At 58.2% G+C, this 21,083-nt stretch carries 19 protein-coding genes; 6 read left to right on the top strand and 13 right to left on the bottom strand.

Annotated elements, in window-relative coordinates; genetic code table 11:
* The first annotated feature begins 17 nt into the window (after positions 1-17).
* Together HCH49_RS10920 and HCH49_RS10915 are read left to right on the top strand one after the other, a co-directional pair.
* Positions 18-788, top strand: a complete 771-nt coding sequence (locus tag HCH49_RS10920; RefSeq protein ID WP_024906954.1) for a (S)-acetoin forming diacetyl reductase — start codon at positions 18-20, stop codon at positions 786-788.
* Between the two features lie 256 nt (positions 789-1,044).
* The gene (locus HCH49_RS10915; RefSeq protein ID WP_023310683.1) at positions 1,045-1,518 is read left to right on the top strand and encodes a cold-shock protein; all 474 of its coding nucleotides are present in this window, start codon (positions 1,045-1,047) and stop codon (positions 1,516-1,518) included.
* 108 nt (positions 1,519-1,626) lie between these two features.
* Here the strand turns inward: HCH49_RS10915 and HCH49_RS10910 are convergent, their stop codons facing one another.
* The 5 genes from HCH49_RS10910 to HCH49_RS10890 all read right to left on the bottom strand — a co-directional run bounded on the left by HCH49_RS10910 (position 1,627) and on the right by HCH49_RS10890 (position 6,706).
* The gene (locus HCH49_RS10910; protein WP_087822147.1) at positions 1,627-2,331 is read right to left on the bottom strand and encodes an ABC transporter ATP-binding protein; all 705 of its coding nucleotides are present in this window, start codon (positions 2,329-2,331) and stop codon (positions 1,627-1,629) included.
* Positions 2,318-3,154 carry an ABC transporter ATP-binding protein gene (locus HCH49_RS10905; protein WP_221702678.1) on the bottom strand — a complete coding sequence of 279 codons (837 nt, stop codon included), beginning with the start codon at positions 3,152-3,154 and terminating at the stop codon, positions 2,318-2,320. The genes HCH49_RS10910 and HCH49_RS10905 overlap by 14 nt, the downstream gene beginning before the upstream one ends.
* The gene (locus HCH49_RS10900) at positions 3,147-3,980 is read right to left on the bottom strand and encodes an ABC transporter permease (RefSeq protein ID WP_045887758.1); all 834 of its coding nucleotides are present in this window, start codon (positions 3,978-3,980) and stop codon (positions 3,147-3,149) included. Before HCH49_RS10900 ends, HCH49_RS10905 begins: the two co-directional genes overlap by 8 nt.
* Positions 3,980-4,993 (bottom strand): ABC transporter permease, encoded by a 1,014-nt coding sequence (locus HCH49_RS10895; RefSeq protein WP_033144875.1) that lies wholly within the window; start codon positions 4,991-4,993, stop codon positions 3,980-3,982. Before HCH49_RS10895 ends, HCH49_RS10900 begins: the two co-directional genes overlap by 1 nt.
* 144 nt (positions 4,994-5,137) lie before the next feature.
* Positions 5,138-6,706: an ABC transporter substrate-binding protein gene (locus HCH49_RS10890; protein ID WP_221702677.1), complete on the bottom strand. Its 1,569-nt coding sequence runs from the start codon at positions 6,704-6,706 to the stop codon at positions 5,138-5,140.
* A 201-nt stretch (positions 6,707-6,907) separates the two neighbouring features.
* Between HCH49_RS10890 and HCH49_RS10885 the strand changes: the two genes are divergently transcribed.
* Entirely contained in the window at positions 6,908-7,606 is a 699-nt protein-coding gene (locus HCH49_RS10885; RefSeq protein ID WP_087822150.1) for a GNAT family N-acetyltransferase, read from the top strand.
* Between the two features lie 33 nt (positions 7,607-7,639).
* Here HCH49_RS10885 and HCH49_RS10880 read toward each other — a convergent pair whose 3' ends face one another.
* From HCH49_RS10880 to HCH49_RS10860, 5 genes are all read right to left on the bottom strand, one after another.
* Positions 7,640-9,334: a thiamine pyrophosphate-binding protein gene (locus tag HCH49_RS10880; RefSeq protein ID WP_221702676.1), complete on the bottom strand. Its 1,695-nt coding sequence runs from the start codon at positions 9,332-9,334 to the stop codon at positions 7,640-7,642.
* Between the two features lie 33 nt (positions 9,335-9,367).
* Positions 9,368-10,108, bottom strand: coding sequence for an SDR family oxidoreductase (locus HCH49_RS10875; RefSeq protein WP_033144879.1), 741 nt, complete (start codon positions 10,106-10,108; stop codon positions 9,368-9,370).
* Between the two features lie 274 nt (positions 10,109-10,382).
* A complete protein-coding gene (locus HCH49_RS10870) occupies positions 10,383-11,030 on the bottom strand; it encodes an anti-sigma factor domain-containing protein (RefSeq protein ID WP_221702675.1) in 648 nt (215 codons plus the stop codon).
* Positions 11,027-11,581, bottom strand: coding sequence for an RNA polymerase sigma factor (locus HCH49_RS10865; RefSeq protein ID WP_221702674.1), 555 nt, complete (start codon positions 11,579-11,581; stop codon positions 11,027-11,029). The genes HCH49_RS10870 and HCH49_RS10865 overlap by 4 nt, the downstream gene beginning before the upstream one ends.
* Positions 11,582-11,624: 43 nt before the next feature.
* The gene (locus HCH49_RS10860) at positions 11,625-12,188 is read right to left on the bottom strand and encodes a fasciclin domain-containing protein (RefSeq protein ID WP_210867388.1); all 564 of its coding nucleotides are present in this window, start codon (positions 12,186-12,188) and stop codon (positions 11,625-11,627) included.
* 200 nt (positions 12,189-12,388) lie between these two features.
* Here HCH49_RS10860 and HCH49_RS10855 point away from each other — a divergent pair, with 200 nt between their 5' ends.
* Positions 12,389-13,918: a lipase family alpha/beta hydrolase gene (locus HCH49_RS10855; protein ID WP_221702673.1), complete on the top strand. Its 1,530-nt coding sequence runs from the start codon at positions 12,389-12,391 to the stop codon at positions 13,916-13,918.
* Positions 13,915-15,042: a T6SS immunity protein Tli4 family protein gene (locus HCH49_RS10850; protein WP_221702672.1), complete on the top strand. Its 1,128-nt coding sequence runs from the start codon at positions 13,915-13,917 to the stop codon at positions 15,040-15,042. The genes HCH49_RS10855 and HCH49_RS10850 overlap by 4 nt, the downstream gene beginning before the upstream one ends.
* An 88-nt stretch (positions 15,043-15,130) precedes the next feature.
* Here HCH49_RS10850 and betA read toward each other — a convergent pair whose 3' ends face one another.
* From betA to betI, 3 genes are read right to left on the bottom strand one after another with little or no spacing between them, the layout of a single operon-like run.
* A complete protein-coding gene (gene betA, locus HCH49_RS10845) occupies positions 15,131-16,795 on the bottom strand; it encodes a choline dehydrogenase (protein WP_221702671.1) in 1,665 nt (554 codons plus the stop codon).
* A 13-nt stretch (positions 16,796-16,808) separates the two neighbouring features.
* Positions 16,809-18,281: a betaine-aldehyde dehydrogenase gene (gene betB, locus HCH49_RS10840; RefSeq protein ID WP_221702670.1), complete on the bottom strand. Its 1,473-nt coding sequence runs from the start codon at positions 18,279-18,281 to the stop codon at positions 16,809-16,811.
* Between the two features lie 13 nt (positions 18,282-18,294).
* Positions 18,295-18,882 (bottom strand): transcriptional regulator BetI, encoded by a 588-nt coding sequence (betI, locus tag HCH49_RS10835; protein WP_087822155.1) that lies wholly within the window; start codon positions 18,880-18,882, stop codon positions 18,295-18,297.
* 128 nt (positions 18,883-19,010) lie between these two features.
* Here betI and betT point away from each other — a divergent pair, with 128 nt between their 5' ends.
* Positions 19,011-21,044, top strand: coding sequence for a choline BCCT transporter BetT (gene betT / locus HCH49_RS10830; protein WP_029741651.1), 2,034 nt, complete (start codon positions 19,011-19,013; stop codon positions 21,042-21,044).
* Positions 21,045-21,083: the final 39 nt, after the last annotated feature.

Raw genomic sequence — 21,083 nt, 5'->3', positions numbered from 1 at the left:
AATATAAGGACAGAGAAATGCAAAAAGTTGCTCTCGTAACAGGCTCAGGCCAGGGGATTGGTAAAGCGATCGCGCTTCGCCTGGTGAAAGACGGCTTTGCCGTCGCCATCGCCGACTATAACGTTGAGACGGCAAGAGCCGTCGCCGATGAAATTATCCGTAACGGCGGTAACGCCGTCGCCGTGAAGGTCGATGTCTCTGACCGCGAACAGGTATTTGCTGCGGTGGAGAAAGCGCGCACCGCGCTGGGCGGCTTTAACGTGATCGTGAATAACGCCGGGATTGCGCCGTCTACCCCTATCGAATCCATCACGCCGGACATTGTCGACAAGGTTTACAACATTAACGTGAAAGGGGTGATCTGGGGGATCCAGGCCGCGATTGACGCCTTCCGCAAAGAGGGACACGGCGGCAAGATCATCAACGCCTGCTCCCAGGCGGGCCACACCGGCAACCCGGAACTGGCGGTCTACAGTTCCAGCAAGTTCGCGGTGCGCGGCTTAACCCAGACCGCGGCACGGGATCTCGCGCCGCTGGGGATCACCGTTAACGCCTACTGTCCGGGCATCGTCAAAACGCCGATGTGGGCGGAAATCGACCGTCAGGTCTCCGAGGCGGCGGGTAAACCGCTCGGCTACGGGACCGAAACCTTTGCCAAACGCATTACGCTTGGCCGCCTGTCCGAGCCGGAAGATGTCGCCGCCTGCGTCTCATACCTGGCAGGCCCGGATTCCGACTACATGACCGGCCAGTCGCTCTTAATCGATGGAGGGATGGTGTTCAACTAAATACTAATATACCCGTCATACTTCAAGTTGCCTGTGCGTTGGCTTTCCTCGCTCACCCCAGTCACGTACTGATGTACGCTCCCGGGGATTCGCTGCGTCGCCGCCTTCATGCAACTCGAATTATTTAGGGTAAAAGCTCTGACATGAGTTTTCCCCTGCACCTGTGCAGGGGCTTTTTTTTGTCTCCTCCGTCATTGTGCATTACACTGCGCGCTGCAAAACTTTAGTCATTACGATCTGACAGGCGGTAACAGCGATGAACGGTACAATCACAACGTGGTTTAAAGATAAAGGCTTTGGATTTATCAAAGATGAAAACGGCGACAACCGCTATTTTCATGTGATTAAGGTCGCGAACCCCGATCTGATTAAGAAAGATGCCGCGGTGACCTTTGAGCCAACCACCAACAACAAAGGCCTTTCCGCCTACGCGGTGAAGGTGATCCCCGAAAGCAAACATCTCTTTATTGCCGGCGAGCGCGTGAAGCTCTCCTCCATCAAATCCTTCGTGGTGTTTAACGAAGAAGAGCCGGCTGATACCAAAATCGACAAAGAGAACGCGGTGCTGTCGGTTGGGCTGCTGATGAACAGCATCAAGCCTAAATCCGAGAAAAAGCCGGGCGAAATGCGCACGGTGAAGAAGCTGGCGATCACCACCTTCCAGAATACGACGCTGATCTTCACCGAAGATGAGATCGACATCGACGCCACGGTGAAGCTGCTGAAGTAAGGTTTTGCCGGGTGGCGGCTACGCCTTACCCGGCCTACGAAAAACCATCAACGCGGCACGAAACGTAGGCCCGGTAAGCGCAGCGCCACCGGGCACCGCCGCGCGCATTTACCCCATCCTGTGCTCACCCCGCAACATCGCCTCACGGTCAAACATCCTCTGGATCTCCCCGTGCGCCATAAATGCCGCCCGGTCGGACATATGGGCAATCACGTCCGCATCGTGGCTCACCAGCAGGTAGGTCATGCCGTGCTCGGCCTTCAGGCGGTTGAGCAGGTTCAGAATTTCCGCCTGCACGGACATATCCAGCGCCGAAGTCGGCTCGTCCAGCAGCAGAAGCTGCGGGCGCAGCAGCAGCGCGCGGGCAATGGCCACGCGCTGACGCTGCCCGCCGGAAAGCTGGTGCGGATAACGCTTGCCCGCGTCGGCGGAAAGCCCCACCTGCTGCAGCGCATCCGCTACCTTTTCGGCAATCTGCGTTTCGCCGTGGATGTTTAACGGCTCCGACAGGGTGCGCGCAACGGTGTGGTTTGGATGCAGAGACGCCCACGGATCCTGAAACACCATTTGCACGTTGCGGCGAAGCTCGCCTTCAAAACGCCGTCCTGGCCGTAGCGCGTCTCCCAGGATCGAAATACGGCCGTTCCACTCGCGCTGCAATCCCGCCAGCACGCGCAGAATAGTCGATTTCCCGCAGCCGGATTCGCCGATCAGGCTGAAGGTTTCACCTTTCTCGATGCCAAAGCTGGCGGCGGACACCGCCGTTTTCTCCCCGAATCTCACCTGGAGATCCTTAACCTCAACGAGCGCCATTATCGGCCTCCTTCCACGGCTGCGTGCGGTCCAGCGTCGGCAGCATCTGGCCGAACGTTTGCGCATTGGGTCGGCAGGTCCACAGGGTTCGCGTATACGGGTGCGTCGCCTGCGGAAGTCGGCTTGCCGCCATCTCATCGACCTTCTCGCCCTGATACATCACCAGCACGCGGTCACAGTGCTCCGCCACCAGCGGCAGATCGTGGCTGATTAACAGCATCGCCATCTGGCGTTCTTCGCTCTGCTGCACCAGCAGTTCGAGGATCTGGTTGCGCAGGCGGGCGTCCAGCGCGGAGGTGGGTTCGTCGGCAATCAGCACCTGCGGGTTGTTGATCAGCGCAATGGCGATCATCACCCGCTGGCCCATGCCCCCGGAGAGCTCGCCGGGGTAGCGCTGGAGGACGTGTTCGTTGAGCCCGACGGCGCGGATGATGTCGTGAATGCACCCCAGGCGCTCGGCGCGGGGCAGGCGCTGGTGCAGGGTCAGCGCTTCATCGAGCTGAGCGGCGACGTTTTGCGCCGGATTCAGCGCGTAGCGCGGGTCCTGCAGGACCATCGCAATCCCGTTGCCGCGCAGCGCCTGCCAGCGGCGGGTGCTCAGGGTCAGCAGGTCGTTGCCGAGCACGTTAAGCCGGTTCGCGCTCACGATGCCGGGCTTACGCACCAGCCCCATCAGGGCGCGGGCGGACATTGATTTGCCCGAGCCGGATTCCCCCACCAGCGCCAGCCGCTCGTTGCCCAGCGTGAAGCTGAGGTTGTTGACCACGCGCGCGGCGGGGTAGTCGATATTCAGCGCATCGACGATGACGCGTTGTTCAGTCATGCTGTGGCTCCAGTACGTCGCGCAGGCCGTCGCCCAGGAGGTTAAAGGCGAGGCTGGCAAACAGAATCGCTCCGCCCGGAATGGCGGCAATCCACCACTGGTCGAAAATCACCTGCATGCCGTCAGCGATCATCGCGCCCCATTCGGCCATCGGCGGACGCGCGCCAAGGCCGAGGAAGCCCAGACCGGCGGCTGCCAGAATAATCCCCGCCAGATCCAGCGCCAGCCGCACAATCGCGGACGGCAGGCACAGGGGCAGAATATGGCCGACCAGCAGGCGCGGGCCGCGAATGCCCATCATCTCGGCGGCGGCCAGATAATCGCTGTGGCGCAGGCGCTGAATTTCACTCCGCGCCTGACGCGCGTAGGCCGGCCAGGTGGTTAAGGCCAGCGCCAGCGCGCCGTTGACCAGCCCCGGGCCGAGCATCGCCACAAACGCGAAGGCGAGTATCAGGCGCGGCATCGACATCACCACGTCGGTAAAACGCATCAGGATGCGCTCCAGCCAGCCGCCGTAGTAGCCGGACAAAATCCCCACCAGCAGCCCGGCGGGCAGGGTGATTACGGTAACTAATGCCACCAGCCCGAGCGCCGGACGGGTGCCGTAAATCAGGCGCGAAAGCAGGTCCCGCCCGTAGCTGTCGGTGCCCAGCCAGTGTTGAGTATTCGGTGCCTGCAGGCGCGCGGCGGCGTCCTGCCAGTTCGGGTCAAGCGGCGCGAGCCACGGCGCGAACAGGGCGATAACCACCAGCAGCGCGATGGCAGCCAGCCCGCAAAACGCGGCGGGGGAGCGGCGCAGGCGGCGTAAGAAAAGATAAAACGGCATCAGCGCACCCTGGGATCGGTCGCCCGCACAAGCAGGTCGGTAAGGTTATTGATCAGCACAAAGCAGACGCCAATCAGCAGCGTGCCGCCCATGACGGCGGTGGTGTCTCCGGCGAACAGGGCGGTGGTGAGGTAGCGCCCAATCCCCGGCCAGGAGAAGACGGTTTCAGTCAGTACCGCGCCTTCCAGCATGCTGGTGTAGGCGAGGGCGATCACCGTCAGCAGGGTGCCGCGAATGTTCGGCAGCACGTGGCGCAGCAGGATGGTCATCTCCCCGGCGCCCTTGGCGCGGGCAAGCAGAATGTACTCTTTGTTCATTTCGCTCAGGCAGGCGGAGCGCGTCAGGCGCGTGATGCTCGCCAGCGAGTAATAGGCCAGCAGCAGCACCGGCAGCACCAGGTGGCTGAGGGCGTTGCGGAACGCCTCGCGATCGCCGGAAAGCCAGGTATCCACCAGCGCAAAGCCGGTACGCGGCTCGACGGTGAACTGCCAGATATCATCCAGCCTGCCGGGACCCGCGCTCCACTGCAGCTTCGCGTAGAACAGGGCCAGCATCAGCAGGCCGAGCCAGAAAATCGGTACCGAGTTGCCGAGCAGGGTGAGCGTTCTGATGGCTAAATCAAGCGGCGAACCGGCGTAGCGGGCGCACAGCACCCCGGCAATCACGCCGAGCACGGCGCCGATGATTAACGCCAAAGTCGCCAGCTCGAGCGTGGCGGGAAACGCGTGCAGCAGATCCTGCAGCACCGGCTGCCCGGTGGCGCTGGCGGTGCCTAAATCCCCGTGGGCAAGGTTTTGCAGGTAGTGCCAGAACTGCACGGGCAGAGGCCGATCCAGCCCAAGCTGGTGGCGAACCTGATCGTAGGTTGACTGGCTGGCGTGATCGCCGACGATCTGCAGCACGCGATCGACCGGTGAAAACGCCGAGAGCGCAAACGTGACGAGCAGCAGCCCGAGGAGCGTGAGCAGCAGGGTCAGCAGACCCTGGAGCACGCGGGTGGAAAGATGTGGCATGGGTAAATCGTTATCCTGAAAATATGCACGGACGACCCCCTCTCCCTGTGGGAGAGGGCGGGGGTGAGGGGGAACAGGCGGCTCTGTTGCACGATGTTGCCCTCACCCCAACCCTCTCCCACGGGAGAGGGAGAAGGAGAAGGGCTACTTCGTGACGCGATCGTACCAGACCATATCCGCGTTCAGCCCCTGCTGATACCCCTTCACGTTATCGCGCACCACGATCTGGGTTTTCCCCTGATCGACGAACACGTACGGCGAATTCTGCTGCAGCTGTTCCTGCATCTTTTTGTAGAGACCTAGACGCTTCGCCGGATCCGGCTCGGCTACCGCCGCCAGCGTGGCTTTGTTCAGCTCGGGAATTTTCCAGCCGTTAAGCCCGGCCACGGTGCTGGATTTGCCGTCGTTCCACGCGAAGGCGCTGGCGTTTGAGTGCGCGTCGAAGTAGTCCGGGATCCACAGACGAATCGCCGCCTGATGCTGCTTTGCGCGCACGCGGGCATAGACCTGGCTCCCGGCGGCAGGCAGCAAATCGACCTTCACGCCGCCCTGAGCAAAGCTCGCCTGCATCGACTGGGCGATGGTGATAAACGGCGGCTTGTTCTCCACGTCCAGCGTGAAGTGCGCGTCTTTAATGCCCGCTTTGGCGAGAATGGCTTTCGCTTTTGCCGGGTCAAATTTAAACGGGTTGTCTTCCAGCGCGCCCGGCAGGCCGACCGGCAGGAAGCTCTGATGAACAAAGTACTGGCCTTTCAGCAGATTTTTGGTGATGCCTTCATAATCGACCAGCCAGCGCGAGGCTTCCCAGAACGCCGGGTTGTTCAGCAGCGGGTTGGCGCTGTTGCCGGTGTTAAACACCAGGTAATTTTGCTCGGCGGACGGAATGCTCAGCACCTTCACGCCCGGCTTGCCGTCCAGGGCGCTTATCTGATCTGCACCGAGATCGCGCGCCACGTCCGCATCACCCTGCTGGATCAGCAGGCGGCGTGAAGCCGGATCGGGGACGTTTTTAATGATGATGCTTTTGAGCTTCGGCGCGCCGCCGGGCGCTGATTCGTTAGCTTCCAGCACGATGGCCTGATGCGGCTGATAGACGCGCATTTTGAACGCGCCGCTGCCCGCCGAGTGCATTTTCAGCCAGGCGTTGCCGAAGTCATTATCCTTCACGTTCGCCGCAACCTGCTTTTCATCGACGATGGAGGCAATCGGCGTGGAGAGAATATTCAGCGCCACCGACGGGCTAACGTCCGCCGTCCAGTGAAGCTGGAGGGTATGGTCGTCCACCTTTTTCAGCTGGCTGGCGATGTTGCTCGCGTCCCAGCCCAGCACGTTGAGGATAAAGGCCGGGGATTTGTTGAGCGTCACGGCGCGGGTGTACGAGAAAATCACGTCTTCCGGGCGCAGCGGGTTACCGGAGGCGAATCTGGCATCGGGCTTAAGCTTAATCGTCAGGGTTTTGGCTGCCGCGTCCGCTTCCCAGCTTTCTGCCAGAATCGGGGTGATTTTTTCCGGGTTATCGCGGTCCGGCTGTACCAGACGCTGATACAGGCTCGGCACGGTCTGGATGCTGGAAAGCTCGTTGGCTTCGGCCGGGTCGAGGCTCACGATGTCATCCAGCCCCTGGGCAACAACCAGCGTGTTGGGCGGAGTAGCGGCGTGGACAGCGCCTGAGAGCGCAGCCAGCACCAGTAACGGCAACAGTTTTTTCGTCATAGCGATCCCTGAGAAGAATATATTGTGATTGTTTTATGCTCCGCTACGTTAGGGCGACTCTGACATTACGCAAAGTCGAAATTCAGCTTTGCTTATGCCTTTCGGGAATATCGCATGCGTTCGGGCTATTAAAATACGCTGCTTTTCGCCCGCTTTTTAACCTGCTATAACAAACTCCTTACCTTTCAGGGAGTCACCGCCGTGCCCGAAATCAATCAACATGGTCAAACCGTTAACGATATCGTTCCCGACTGGAGAGGCGCGCGCGTATTAACCCGCACGCCGCTATTCGGCCAGTATTGCCGCCTGGAGCCGCTGGACGCCGATCGCCACGCGGCCGATCTCTATGAGGCCTACGCGCTGGGCGACGACAGCGACTGGACGTGGCTTGCCAGCACGCAGCCAGCGAGCGTGGAAGCCACCGTGCACTGGATCGTGGGTAAGGTGATGGACGATGAGCTGGTGCCGTTTGCCGTCATTGATTTACGCACCGAACGCGCGGTGGGGCTGGTGAGCTATATGGCTAACGAGCGGCTGCTGGGGTCGGTGGAGATCGGGCACGTGACCTGGTCGCGCAGGATGAAAGGAACCCGGATGGGCACCGAAACGGTGTGGCTGCTGCTGAAAAATGCGTTTGAGCACGGCTACCGGCGCGTCGAGTGGAAGTGCGATTCCATGAACGTTGCGTCACGCAATGCGGCGGAGCGGCTGGGGTTTGTCTGGGAAGGTCGCCTGCGTCAGAAGCTGGTGCGCAAAGGGCGCAACCGCGACAGCGATATGCTTTCTATTATTGACGGCGAATGGCCGCAAAGAGACGCCGAACTGCGCGCCTGGCTGGCGGCGGAGAATTTTGACGAGGAAGGGCGGCAGATTAAGCGGCTTGAGGCGTTTCGGTTATAAGTGTTTTATGTAGGGTACATCTGAAACGGGCGATCAATCTGCGGAAATGGCAATTTCGATCAAATTGGTTTTTCCTGACTGTAGCCCCTGCGTCACCGCCGTGGCGATATCCGCGGCCTGGGTCACCCGGCAGCAGCGGATACCCATCGCGGTGCCCAGCGACTGGAAATCAATTCGCGGGTTAATCAGATCCATCCCGATAAAACGACCCAGCTTTGTCGAACTGTAGCCCGGCTGTCCTTTCATGAAGTTTTTCAGGATGTTGTACTCCAGGTTATTCATCACGATAAAGGTGACGGGCAGATTTTCGTGCGCCGCCGTCCAGAGCGCCTGCGGCGAGTACAGGGAGGCACCGTCGCCAACCAGACACACAACCGGCTCGCGTCCCAGCCCCAGAGAGTGACCTACTGCTGCAGGCATTCCCCAGCCCAGACCGCCGCCGCGCATAAAGTAGTAGCGCGGGTGCTGCTGGTCGGAGATAAACCGGCGAACGTGTCTGGCCGTTGCAATCGCCTCGTCGACAATCGTTATGCCCGGTGGAACGGACTTTATCACCTCGTAGGCCGCGACCATCGGCGAAATCGCCGGGCGCAGCCGCTCGGCTGCCAGACGCTCTTCCTGCAGTTGCCACTCTTTTTCTCGTTCAGCGCGTGCCGCTTTGAGCAGCCGCTGATGCGTCAATTTGCTTGCCACCCGGCGCTGCTCAAGCTTCGGCAGCAGTTCCTTCAGGGAGAGTTTTATATCCCCCATCACCGAGAGGCGCGTGGCGTAGGTGCGGCCAAGTTCGTTCATATCCGCCGAGAGCTGATACACCGCGCAGGTTTCCGGAATGGCCTCGCCCTCGCTATACAAAATGGTAATCAGGCTTCTGCCGCCGATGATAAACACCGCATCGTAGGCATTAACGACGCTGGCGATTTCCTTTGCGGTGGTGGGCATATTCCCTCGCCATAGCGCGTGCTGCGTGGGAAAGGGCAAATTCAACGGCCAGGAGGAGCCGTAGACATGGGCGCCGAGCGCTTCAGCAAGCTGGACAATCTCCTGCGTCGAGCCGCTGGAGTGAACTTCATCCCCCGCCACAATCATGATCCTGCCGGGGGTGACTTCGCTTAGCGCCTGCGCCAGCTCGTCCAGCGAGCCCGCCACTGTGTGGTAGTTCACTTTAGAGGCCGTTTGTATCCCGGCGTCGCTCAGCTCTTCCATCACGTTCATTGGCAGGGATAGCAGAACCGGACCCGCGGGAGGGTAGCTGGCGGCATGAAACGCCCGACGCACCAGCACCGGAAGCTGGTCGGCGCTGGTGACCTCCTGCGCCCATTTCACCACCGGCGATCCAATGGAGACAATGTCATCGTACAGGAGCGGGTCGCGCACGTAGTGCCGGGTATCCTGCTGCCCGACGGTGACAACCAGCGGCGTTTTCATGATCCGCGAATTAATGAGATTCCCCATGCCGTGCCCAAGACCGCTGGCGGTATGCAAATTGATAAAACCGGTCTTGCCGGAGGCTTTCGCGTAGCCGTCGGCAATGGCGACCACGCTGCTCTCCTGGAGTGCCAGAATATAGTGAATATTTTCATGGCGAAGAAGGGCATCAATGAGCGGGAGTTCGGTGGTGCCGGGGTTGCCAAAAATATATTCCACACCTTCACTCTCCAGCACTTCAAGGAGAATATCGGCACCCGATCGCATATTTAAATCTGACAGGGACGTTAATGATTTAATCATAATGACACCTCATTCAGCGTTATTTAACTCATGCTAAAATTCTTCCTGCGTAGGACGGACAATTATTTCATTTACATCAACGTCGCCAGGCTGTTCGATAGCAAATAATACGGCCCTGGCAATCGACTCTGCCGGAATAGCCTGCTTATAAAATTCATGCAGGAACTGTTTGCTCGGGGCATCAGAGCTGCCAAACTGCAGCTCGCTTTCAACGGCGCCGGGGGAAATAAGGGTCGTCCGAACGGTTTTCCCCGCTTCCTGACGTAAGCCTTCACTCAGGGCGCGGACGGCGAATTTCGTGGCGCTGTACACCACGCCGCCGGGGGCAAGGACCTTGATACCCGCCACGGAGGCCACGTTAATAAAGTGTCCGCTCCCCTGACGCTGGAATACCGGGAATGCCGCTGCGATACCGTACAGCACGCCTTTGATGTTGGTATCGATCATCCGGTCCCACTCGTCGGTTTTCAGCTCGCTGAGGGGAGCAATTGCCATAAAGCCTGCGTTGTTGATCAGCACGTCGACGCGCTGGTATGCGGCGACGGCAGCGTCAATCGCGCGCTGAACCTCCTCCTGTCGGGTCACGTCCGCCTTCACGGCAATCGCCTGGCCGCCCTGCTGAATAATGCGATCCACCAGGGCGTTAATTCTCTCCAGACGACGGGCAACCAGCACCAGAGAGAAAGGTTTATTTGCCAGATGAAGGGCAATGGCCTCACCAATACCGCTGCTGGCACCGGTGATAACAACAACTTTGTTTGCACTATTATTCATGATCTTATCTCACTGTTGTGTGATTCAAAATAAATAAAAATAAGGGAGCGGTTTAAGAATTATGAAAAATTCTTAAATGCTCGTTTTTGATATATTCTGTATCTGGAATGAAATAATGCTCGCTTAAAACTTAATGGAGTGCGGAAGAAAATGTCAATGACGTTTTTTAATAATTAAATTAATTGCAAGCTTAATATTTAATTCTTATATGTAACAATCATATGAACAGAATAAAATTTGGTGACCCCGCGGCCCTGCGAACAAGGCCGGAGGATTAAATCTTGCCGCTGTACAGCACGGGGCCGGTGGGTTGACCGGTGGGTGATCCCCCTTTAGGTTCAAGGCTTATGGCTATCATCGCGTCAGGGGTAAGGGTGTTTTTCCTGAGGGCAACATCAGTCGGTATATCACGTTGCAGCAGCCCAAGGGATATCGGGGCCTTCCCGGCAGGAATAAGCCAAAGCTGCAGGCTGTTTTGCGCCGCGACAGCGTTCGGTCTGAGAGGGGTGATGCTCAGATACTGGCGGCGGCTGTCCGCACTGACGATCCATTGCCCGTGCTGTTGGGCATCGTTGAGCACCATCAGCGGTGCGAGTTCCGGCGTTCGGATGGAATACCAGGTCACGACGGTAACGGCGGCGAGGCCGGCCGCGACCACCCAGCCGAGATAGGGCCGGCTTTGGCGCAAAGGCTTTTTCGGTGGCAGATCGAGGGCTATCCTCTTCCACACCGTCTCGGGTGGGTGAACGGGCGCGAGATGACTGTCGAGCGTGCTGAACATTTCCTGCCAGTACGCCACGCGGGCAGCCAGACCGGGCTCAGCGGCAAGCCTCTTCTGGAACTGAAGCCGCGCCCCTCCGCGCAGGGTGCCGAGGGCATATTCTGCAGCCAGCATGTCATCGCGTTTTTCGCTGTCATTCATAGGCCCACGCACTCCCGAAGATGATCCATCGCGCGGCGGATCCAGCTTTTTACCGAGCCCACGGGCTGCTGGAGCCAGTCGGCAATGTCGCTGTGGGACATGCCCTGATAGTAGGCGAGCGTAATGCTCTGGCGCTGTTCCTGACTCAGATGATCCAGACAATGCCTGAGTCGTGCTGCCTGCGCGTTATCGTACCCGTTGTTTTGCTCATCGTTTTCGCTAAGCAGACTCTCTTCGGAATACGACTCCTCGCGGGCGGCAGCGCGGGTTTGCCCGCTGCGCAGCCAGTCAATGCAGCGGTTGCGAACAATATGCGTAAGCCAGGTCATCGGAGAGCTTAGGGCGGCGTTATAGGTGTCGGCTTTACTCCAGACGGTGACAAAACAGTCGTGAAGGATCTCTTCTGCCCAGGCGCGATGGCGTAGCATGCGCAGCGCGACGGCAAACAGATGCGGTGAAGTGAGTCGGTAAAGCTGTTCAAATGCGCGGCGATCGCCGTTTGCGACCGCCTGCATTAATTTCAACTGCTGTTCAGCCAGCGCGTTATCCATGTTTTTCCCGGAAGGCAACGTCACACTTCCGAAGTATAGACAACTACTTAGGCATCAGGACGGTATCAATCACATCGATCACGCCATTTTTCTGATGGACGTCATAGGTGCTGATGTTCGCCACGTTACCTTTACCATCCTTGAGCTGAATATTGTGCGGGCCGTTACTCATGATCCACAGCGGTTGACCGTTAACGGTTTTCAGCTCCGCGTGGCCGCCGCCCTGTTTAATTTTCTGCTCCAGCGCTTTCATATCGTAATTACCGACGACCACGTGATAGGTCAGAATACTGGTGAGCAGCGCTTTATTTTCCGGCTTCACCAGATTGTCGACCGTACCCGCAGGCAATTTTGCAAACGCCGCATCGGTGGGCGCAAAGACGGTGAATGGCCCTTTGCTCTGCAGCGTATCCACCAGCCCGGCCGCTTTAACCGCCGCCACCAGCGTGGTGTGATCTTTAGAGTTCACGGCGTTTTCAACAATATTTTTGCTCGGGAACATTTCCGCTCCGCCCACCATCACGGAGCCAGACGTCATGGCCGCTGATGCGCCTGCACAGAAGAGTAAAGCGCTGGATACGAATGCAACACTGAGTAGCTTTTTCATCATTTATCCTCGGATTAGGGAGCAAAGGCGTTGCTCACATACTCACATACGAGGGCAGGGTGGAAACTGGATGCAGGAGGATGAAAATATTTTGGGAAGGGAGTGGCAAAGTGAATTTGAAAGTTGATTTTGGTTAAGTTCTGTTCGCGGATTTTATGCGCTAATGCCCTTCTGGATCTACAATATCAGGAACTTAACTCATGGATGACTCTGAAAATCGTGCTTATCATCGGCCCATCTGGGACGACAATGGACGGTTTCATTATGAATTGACCTCCCAGCCAAAAGAAAATAATTACGTGGCGGTTTGCCTTATGCCGCCGCACAAAATCATTCCGGTTATTTTCATTCCAGGAGTGATGGGATCTAATTTAAAGAATAAAGAGAACAAAGTCTGGGAGTACAGCTTTGAATCACTAAAAAAATGGCCGTTGGCAGGCCCGGAGAAAAGAAAACAGCTTCTTGACCCAAAAACAACATTTGTTGATGACAGCGGGAATATCTTCAATGAGGGGGCTGACGGTAAAAAGTTCCCATCCCGGTGTGTGCGGAGCTGGGGGAGTGCGTTTTACAAGAGCTACGGCGAGGCGCTTGACCGGTTACAGTACCTGCTCAGTGACGACGATATCCTGTTAGATAATTATTTCCGTGAAGCGCAATTACAAACGGCGCGGCAGCGTTTTACCGGTGTCAGGATCAGTGACGAACCTGCAGAGCAGGTGCTGACGGAAGAAGAAGCGGCGCACGGGCACCACTTTTTATACCCGCTTCACGTTTTTGGCTATAACTGGCTACAGTCGAATGCTGATTCGGCGGCGTTGCTTGGCCAATATATCAGCAAGGTTCTGGGGTTATATCACGGTCGTCTGGCGGTGGACAAAGTCATTCTGGTCACCCATTCGATGGGAGGCCTAGTTGCCCGACATTATTCAGAAAACATGAACGGTCAGAGCAAGATTCTGGGGATTGTCCACGGGGTGATGCCGGACCTTGGCTCGCCAGCAGCTTATCGACGGATGAAAATCGGCGAACGGGGAATTACCGGGATAATTATCGGGGACAGTGCCGAGAAGCTGATGCCGGTGTTGGCCCAGTCTCCCGGCCCGTTACAACTGCTGCCGGGCAAGGCTTACGGTCCTGGCTGGCTGAAAATCGAGAGCGGCGATACGCAACAGTCTCTACCAAAGAGCGATCCGTACACGGAAATATACCTGAACAAAACGGACTGGTGGCGGCTATGTGATAAGGATTTGCTGCTGGGGGATACGAATAGTGAGTGGCAAGATTTTGTTTACCGGATAAAGAATCCAGTTAAAGAATTCATTGAGAAACTGAATGGCAAATACCACCCGCAGACCTGGCTGTTTTATGGTGCGAGTGCAGACAATAAGTCTGATGCTTTTCTGACGTGGAAAGAACGGCCTGCTCTGCGGCCTGTGCCGGTGATGGGCTATCCAGAGCCATCGTCACCGACATATCGGTATGATGCAGGAACAACCTTTGAGTTGATTTCCGCAGGCACGCCCGGCGATGGCACGGTGCCAGTAAAGGCGATCCGGACCAGGTCCCCCAGAATTTTTGGGGTGCTGGCGACCAATGTTGACCATGAAGGGGCCTATGCCGTTGATCCTGTGGATCGCTCCCGTTCAGTTTACAGCGACCTGTCCGACGCCCTGATGTTCACGGTCCGCTCGGTGGTAAAAATCGTGCAGCAGGTGCCGGCACCATGAAAAAATTCCCGTTTCCCCTGCTTATTCCGCTGGCGATGCTGTTGCTGGCGGCAGGATTCTATATTCACAACTTTGTGACGTTTGTTCATACGCCACCAGAATTGACCGCTAAGGAAAAACGTATGGTTGATACCCTGTTTGCCTACACTAAAGCCCAGTGCGTGGGGCGCTATGTGTTTGAGGTTCCGACCTCTTTTGAAAACACCCGGACCGAAGATGCCAAAATCAATGAGATCAGCATCAGCAGCAAGCGACTTTATCGCCCGGCATTTGAACAACGTATCCGGCTACGAGAGCAGGAGTTGCTGAACGGGCATACAGTGAGGAAAGTGGATCAGCCTTTCTTAAAGCAGGTGTACCGGATCAATGAGAATGCGGTGATCTTTGACCGGAATAGAAATGGGAGTGAAGGAGGATATGGCCGCACTCTGGAAGGGCACCTGTATATAGATGGGGTAGCGTTTATCCTCAGTCAGGATATTATCGATTTATCAGATCCTAAATATCAACAAGATAAGGAGGATTTTATCAATGCTGGTGTCAGTCCTGGCCATATTAATAACAAACCTCAGAAACTAGCAGAGCTACAGGACTTAATGTCCCGTCTGAGCGGGCGAAAAAATGATGAAATCCCGACACAGCCGGGCACCTGTATTTCAGAAGGGTTTATCCGCGACGGGAACGGTAAACCAAAGGAAGACATCACCTTTATTTATCCGCACAGTTCGGTATTTTCTTTTATCGTCTGGAGCAATAATGCTCTGAAAGAAAGCACCACCATGCTGGAGCGAACCGGGGAAATTCAGTCTTATATCAACAGCATTAATGGACGCACATTACGTAAGGGGGAAGCGCAGATTGCCGGTTTCACGGGCAATGAATGGCTGATTACCGCCCCACCAAAAAGATCATCCGATAATCCCTCAGCGCAGCTCATGTTTACAGCCGTAGCGAATGAGACAAATGCAGACTTCATGCATCCCAGTCTTGATCTGACACTCAGCAACGAAATCCCACCCGAAGGAAGCGACACTGCTCCCCCATCAGCCTATAGCGAAGCTGAGCTTGTGGCGATCTGGGATCGCATTACCCGTTCATTTCGTCTCAGGGACAATGCGTTCTGACTGGTACAAATCCCCGGCGGCGACGTCCGGGGATTTTTGTCTATGAAACTGAGGTTTTAATCATCGTTGAAACGTAGGCGGGCGAAACTTAGCGTCTTACCGGTGCCCCGTTCGCCACATAATACGCCGCCGTGCTCTTCGCCAGTGGCTCGCGCCCGCGGATGGCGTCGGCAATTTTTTCGCCAATCATAATAGTGGTGGCGTTCAGGTTGCCGGTGATGATCTGCGGCATGATCGACGCATCCACCACGCGCAGCCCTTCCAGCCCGTGAACGCGGCCTTCGCCGTCGACCACCGCCATCTCGTCGTAACCCATCTTGCAGGTGCCGCACGGGTGGAAGGCGGTTTCGGCGTGGTTACGCACGAATTCGTCCAGCTGCTCGTCGGTCTGGCATTCGATACCCGGGCTGATTTCGCGACCGCGATATTTGTCCAGCGCGGGCTGGTGCATGATCTCGCGGGTGATGCGGATTGCGTCGCGGAACTCCTGCCAGTCCTGCTCGTGTGACATATAGTTGAACAGGATCGCCGGATGCTGGTGCGGATCGCGCGACTTGATGCGCACGTGGCCGCGGCTCGGGGAGCGCATGGAGCCGACGTGGCACTGGAAGCCGTGCTCTTTTACCGCGTTCGAACCGTTATAGTTAATCGCTACCGGCAGGAAGTGGTACTGAATGTTCGGCCACTCGAACTCTTCGCGGCTGCGGATAAAACCGCCCGCTTCGAAGTGGTTGCTCGCGCCCACGCCGGTGCCGCCAAACAGCCACTCGGCGCCAATCTTCGGCTGGTTCCACCACTGCAGGGCAGGGTAGAGGGAGACCGGCTCTTTGCATTCGTACTGGAGGTACATCTCCAGGTGATCCTGCAGGTTTTCGCCCACGCCGGGCAGGTCGTGCACCAGCGGAATATCGAACTGCTTCAGCAGCTCCGCGTTGCCCACGCCGGAGCGCTGGAGGATCTGCGGGGAGGCAATCGCACCCGCACACAGCAGCACCTCTTTATTCGCCGTCGCTCTGGACGGGATGGTGCTTTCGCCCTCCAGCCACTCGACGCCCGCCGCGCGCTTGCCGTCAAAAATAATATGATCGGTCATGGCGTGAGTGCGGATGGTCAGGTTCGGGCGCTTTTTGGCCTGGTCCAGATAGCCGCGCGCGGTGCTGGCGCGTCTGCCCTGCGGCGTGACCGTGCGGTCCATCGGGCCGAAGCCCTCCTGCTGATAGCCGTTGAGATCGTCGGTGCGCGGGTAGCCCGCCTGCACGCCCGCCTCCACCATCGCCTCAAACAGCGGGTTCACGCCCGGCTTAGAGGTGGTGACGCTCACCGGACCGTCGCCGCCGTGGTAGTCGTTCGGCCCCACGTCGCGCGTCTCGGCCTTGCGGTAGTAGGGCAGGCAGTTGAGGTAGCTCCAGTGCTCCAGACCCGGCTCTTTGGCCCAGTTGTCGAGGTCCATCGCGTTACCGCGGATGTAGCACATGCCGTTGATCAGCGACGAGCCGCCCAGCCCTTTGCCGCGCCCGCACTCCATGCGGCGGTTGTTCATGTACGGCTCTGGCTCGGTTTCATACGCCCAGTTGTAGCGCTTGCCCTGCAGCGGGAACGCCAGCGCGGCGGGCATTTGGGTGCGGAAGTCAAAGCGGTAATCCGGCCCGCCCGCCTCAAGCAGCAGAACGGTGGTATTCGGATCTTCAGTCAGTCGCGTTGCCAGTACGTTGCCGGCAGAGCCGGCCCCGATAATGATGTAGTCAAATTGCAAATAAACCTCCCGGTTAAAATATGGACTGGAATTTACCCATCTCAACCTGGATGGACTTCACCTGGGTGTAGCTCTGCAGCGTCATCACGCCGTTCTCGCGGCCAATGCCGGAGTGTTTGTAGCCGCCGACCGGCATCTCTGCGGCGGATTCACCCCAGGTGTTGATCCAGCAGATGCCCGCTTCGAGCTGATGAATGGCGCCGTGCGCGCGGTTCAGGTCGGCAGTGACGATGCCCGCCGCCAGACCGTAGTCGGTGTCGTTGGCGCGGCGAATGGCTTCTTCTTCGCTTTCATAGGTGAGGATGGACATCACCGGGCCGAAGATCTCTTCGCGCACGATGGTCATCTCGTCGGTGCAGTCGGTGAACACGGTCGGGGCGACCCACGCGCCGTTGTCGAAGCCTTCGCCCTTCAGCGCGTCGCCGCCGCACAGCACGCGCGCACCTTCCTCTTTGCCTTTGGCGATGTAGCGCAGCACGCTGTCGCGGTGCGGGAAGCTGACCATCGGGCCAAAGTTGGTGCGTTCATCGAACAGATCGCCCGCGCGGATGCGGCCCACGCGCTCAACGATTTTCTGCTCAAACGCGGCCTTGAATTTCGCGGGTACGAACACGCGGGTTCCGTTGGTGCACACCTGGCCGGAGCTGAAGAAGTTCGCCATCATGGCGATGTCTGCCGCGAGATTGAGATCCGCGTCGTCGAAAATAATCAGCGGGGATTTGCCGCCCAGCTCCATCGTTACCTCTTTCAGGGAGGAGGCAGCCGAGTTGGCCATTACCTTCTTGCCGCTGGCGACGCCGCCGGTGAAGGAGACTTTGGCGATGCCCGGATGCTCGGTAAGGTACTGGCCAGTCTCCGCGCCCACGCCCGGCAGGACGTTAAATACGCCGTCCGGCAGGCCCGCTTCGGTGTAGATCTCCGCAAGCTTCAGGGCGGTGAGCGGGGTGACCTCGCTCGGCTTGAAGATCATCGCATTGCCCGCCGCCAGCGCCGGGGCGGATTTCCACAGGGCGATCTGGATCGGGTAGTTCCACGCGCCGATGCCCGCCACCACGCCCAGCGGCTCGCGGCGGGTGTAGACGAATGAGGTCTCACGCAGCGGGATCTGGCTGCCTTCCAGCGCCGGGATCAGCCCCGCGTAGTACTCCAGCACGTCCGCGCCGGTGACGATGTCGACGGTGGAGGTTTCGGAATACGCTTTACCGGTGTCGAGGGTTTCCAGCTTCGCCAGCTCGTCGTTGCGCTCGCGCAGGATATCGACGGCGCGACGCAGAACGCGCGAGCGCTCCATGGCGGTCATCGCTGCCCAGATTTTTTGCCCGCGTTTTGCGCTTTCCACGGCGCGGTCAACGTCTTCGCGCCCGGCGGCCTGTACGCTCGCCAGAACTTCACCGTTGGCCGGGTTGATGGTCTCGAAGGTGCGACCGCTGGTGGTGGAGGTATAACCACCATTGATATAAAGCTGCTGTTCTGCCATTCGGGACATAAATTCTCCTCGGTTATTCGGTCGGTAAATGCTGGCTGATAAAGTGGCTGGTGAGCGACTGCGCCAGGGGCTTATCCAGCGGCTTGCCGCTCAGCGCGGCGCGCAGCCACAGCCCGTCGATCAGGGCCGCCAGGCCGTAGCCCGCCTCTTCGGCCTGTTCGCGCGGCAACTCACGGCGGAACTCGTACACCAGGTTTGACAACAAGCGACGGCTGCTCACCTGCTGCAGACGGTAGAGCATCGGCTGGTGCATGCTGCTCGCCCAGAAGGCCAGCCAGGCCTTCATTGCCGCGCCGCTGGTCTGGGTTTCATCAAAATTGCCGCCGACAATGGCCTGCAGGCGCTGCTCCGCGCTGCCGTCCGGCAGAGCGCGTAAGCGGCTCAAAACCGCGTCGCGCAGCTGGCCGGTGATGTCGCGCATGGTCGCTTCCAGCAGACCGTTTTTGTCTTTGAAGTAGTGACTGATGATCCCCGTGGAAACGCCCGCCCGACGGGCGATCTGCGCGATCGTCGCGTCGTGCATTCCCACTTCATTTATTGCTTCCAGCGTGGCGTCGATAAGCTGCCTGCGCCGGATCGGCTGCATCCCCACTTTGGGCATTTTTGCCACTCCATTCATCAGCGTTGGTAATACATTAAAGCGGTTTTTGATTGGACGTTCAATATAAAATGTGTCTTAATTGTTGCGGATTTGGATTTTAATAGTTACAAAAACAGTGGGGATACTGGATGACAGACCTTTCACAAGACAGAGAAAAAGACAAAATCAACCCGGTCGTTTTTTATACGTCCGCCGGGCTGATTTTGTTGTTTTCCCTGACGACCATCTTCTTTCGTGATTTTTCTGCCGAGTGGATTGGGCGCACCCTGAACTGGGTGTCGAAGACCTTCGGCTGGTACTATCTGCTGGCCGCGACGCTCTATATCGTCTTCGTGGTCTGCATTGCCTGCTCGCGCTTTGGTTCCGTGAAGCTCGGGCCTGAGCAGTCCAAGCCCGAATTCAGCCTGCTGAGCTGGGCCGCGATGCTGTTTGCCGCCGGCATCGGCATTGACCTGATGTTCTTCTCCGTGGCCGAACCGGTCACGCAGTATATGCAGCCGCCGGAAGGCGCGGGGCAGACGATGGAGGCCGCGCGCCAGGCGATGGTCTGGACACTGTTCCACTACGGCCTGACGGGCTGGTCGATGTACGCCCTGATGGGCATGGCGCTCGGATACTTTAGCTATCGTTATAATTTGCCTCTCACCATCCGTTCCGCGCTGTACCCGATCTTCGGTAAAAAGATTAACGGGCCGATTGGCCACAGCGTCGATATCGCGGCGGTGATCGGCACCATCTTTGGTATTGCGACGACGCTCGGGATTGGCGTGGTGCAGCTCAACTACGGGCTGAGCGTGCTGTTTGATATCCCGGATTCGATGGCGGCCAAAGCGGCGCTGATAGCGCTGTCGGTGATTATCGCCACCATCTCGGTGACGTCGGGCGTGGATAAAGGCATCCGCGTGCTCTCCGAGCTGAACGTGGCGCTGGCGCTGGGCCTGATCCTGTTCGTGCTGTTTATGGGCGATACCTCGTTCCTGCTCAATGCCCTAGTGCTCAACGTGGGCGACTACGTAAACCGCTTTATGGGCATGACGCTGAACAGCTTCGCTTTCGACCGCCCGGTAGAGTGGATGAACAACTGGACGCTGTTCTTCTGGGCGTGGTGGGTGGCGTGGTCGCCGTTTGTCGGCCTGTTCCTGGCGCGTATTTCGCGTGGCCGCACCATCCGCCAGTTCGTGATGGGCACGCTGATAATCCCGTTCACCTTTACCCTGCTGTGGCTGTCGATTTTCGGCAACAGCGCGCTGCATGAGATCATCCACGGCAATGCCACCTTCGCGCAGGAAGCGATGGCGCACCCGGAGCGCGGCTTCTACAGCCTGCTGGCGCAGTACCCGGCGTTTACCTTTAGCGCCTCCGTGGCGACCATCACCGGCCTGCTGTTCTACGTCACCTCGGCGGATTCCGGCGCGCTGGTGCTGGGTAACTTCACCTCGAAGCTCAAAGATATCAACAGCGATGCGCCGAACTGGCTGCGCATCTTCTGGTCCGTCGCCATCGGCCTGCTGACGCTCGGCATGCTGATGACCAACGGTATCTCGGCGCTGCAGAACACCACGGTGATCATGGGCCTGCCGTTCAGCTTCGTCATCTTCTTCGTGATGGCCGGGCTGTATAAATCGCTCAAGGTGGAAGACTATCGCCGCGTCAGCGCCAGCCGCGACACCGCGCCGCGTCCGATGGGCGCGCAGGACAGGCTGAGCTGGAAGAAACGTCTCTCGCGCCTGATGAACTACCCGGGCACGCGCTACACCAAACAGATGATGGAGACGGTCTGCTTCCCGGCAATGGAAGAGGTTGCGCAGGAGCTGAAGCTGCGTGGAGCCTACGTGGAGCTGAAAAACCTGCCGCCGGAGGAGGGCGAGACCCTGGGGCACCTGGATCTGCTAGTGCACATGGGCGACGAGCAGAACTTTGTTTATCAGATCTGGCCGCAGCAGTATTCAGTACCCGGGTTTACCTACCGGGCGCGCAGCGGGAAATCGACCTACTACCGGCTTGAGACCTTCCTGCTGGAAGGGAGCCAGGGGAATGATTTGATGGACTACAGCAAGGAGCAGGTAATTACGGACATTCTGGACCAGTATGAACGGCACCTGAACTTTATCCATCTGCACAGGGAAGCGCCGGGGAATAGCGTGATGTTCCCGGATGTTTGATCCTTGATCTTAAAAACGTATAAAGGCATCACCGCTGCC

Origin of the sequence: Enterobacter sp. Y17 (genome assembly GCF_019730495.1) — a bacterium.
In the GTDB taxonomy this organism is placed as follows: domain Bacteria; phylum Pseudomonadota; class Gammaproteobacteria; order Enterobacterales; family Enterobacteriaceae; genus Enterobacter; species Enterobacter asburiae_B.
The sequence above is the reverse complement of the archived record's forward strand: the minus strand, read 5'-3'. Positions and strand labels throughout refer to the sequence as shown.

Coding starts and splice junctions, on each gene's coding strand:
- HCH49_RS10920 (WP_024906954.1), top strand. CDS start 18: ATGCAAAAAGTTGCTCTCGTAACAGGCTCAGGCCAGGGGATTGGTAAA.
- HCH49_RS10915 (WP_023310683.1), top strand. CDS start 1,045: ATGAACGGTACAATCACAACGTGGTTTAAAGATAAAGGCTTTGGATTT.
- HCH49_RS10910 (WP_087822147.1), bottom strand. CDS start 2,331: ATGGCGCTCGTTGAGGTTAAGGATCTCCAGGTGAGATTCGGGGAGAAA.
- HCH49_RS10905 (WP_221702678.1), bottom strand. CDS start 3,154: ATGACTGAACAACGCGTCATCGTCGATGCGCTGAATATCGACTACCCC.
- HCH49_RS10900 (WP_045887758.1), bottom strand. CDS start 3,980: ATGCCGTTTTATCTTTTCTTACGCCGCCTGCGCCGCTCCCCCGCCGCG.
- HCH49_RS10895 (WP_033144875.1), bottom strand. CDS start 4,993: ATGCCACATCTTTCCACCCGCGTGCTCCAGGGTCTGCTGACCCTGCTG.
- HCH49_RS10890 (WP_221702677.1), bottom strand. CDS start 6,706: ATGACGAAAAAACTGTTGCCGTTACTGGTGCTGGCTGCGCTCTCAGGC.
- HCH49_RS10880 (WP_221702676.1), bottom strand. CDS start 9,334: ATGATTAAATCATTAACGTCCCTGTCAGATTTAAATATGCGATCGGGT.
- HCH49_RS10875 (WP_033144879.1), bottom strand. CDS start 10,108: ATGAATAATAGTGCAAACAAAGTTGTTGTTATCACCGGTGCCAGCAGC.
- HCH49_RS10870 (WP_221702675.1), bottom strand. CDS start 11,030: ATGAATGACAGCGAAAAACGCGATGACATGCTGGCTGCAGAATATGCC.
- HCH49_RS10865 (WP_221702674.1), bottom strand. CDS start 11,581: ATGGATAACGCGCTGGCTGAACAGCAGTTGAAATTAATGCAGGCGGTC.
- HCH49_RS10860 (WP_210867388.1), bottom strand. CDS start 12,188: ATGAAAAAGCTACTCAGTGTTGCATTCGTATCCAGCGCTTTACTCTTC.
- HCH49_RS10855 (WP_221702673.1), top strand. CDS start 12,389: ATGGATGACTCTGAAAATCGTGCTTATCATCGGCCCATCTGGGACGAC.
- HCH49_RS10850 (WP_221702672.1), top strand. CDS start 13,915: ATGAAAAAATTCCCGTTTCCCCTGCTTATTCCGCTGGCGATGCTGTTG.
- betB (WP_221702670.1), bottom strand. CDS start 18,281: ATGTCCCGAATGGCAGAACAGCAGCTTTATATCAATGGTGGTTATACC.
- betI (WP_087822155.1), bottom strand. CDS start 18,882: ATGCCCAAAGTGGGGATGCAGCCGATCCGGCGCAGGCAGCTTATCGAC.
- betT (WP_029741651.1), top strand. CDS start 19,011: ATGACAGACCTTTCACAAGACAGAGAAAAAGACAAAATCAACCCGGTC.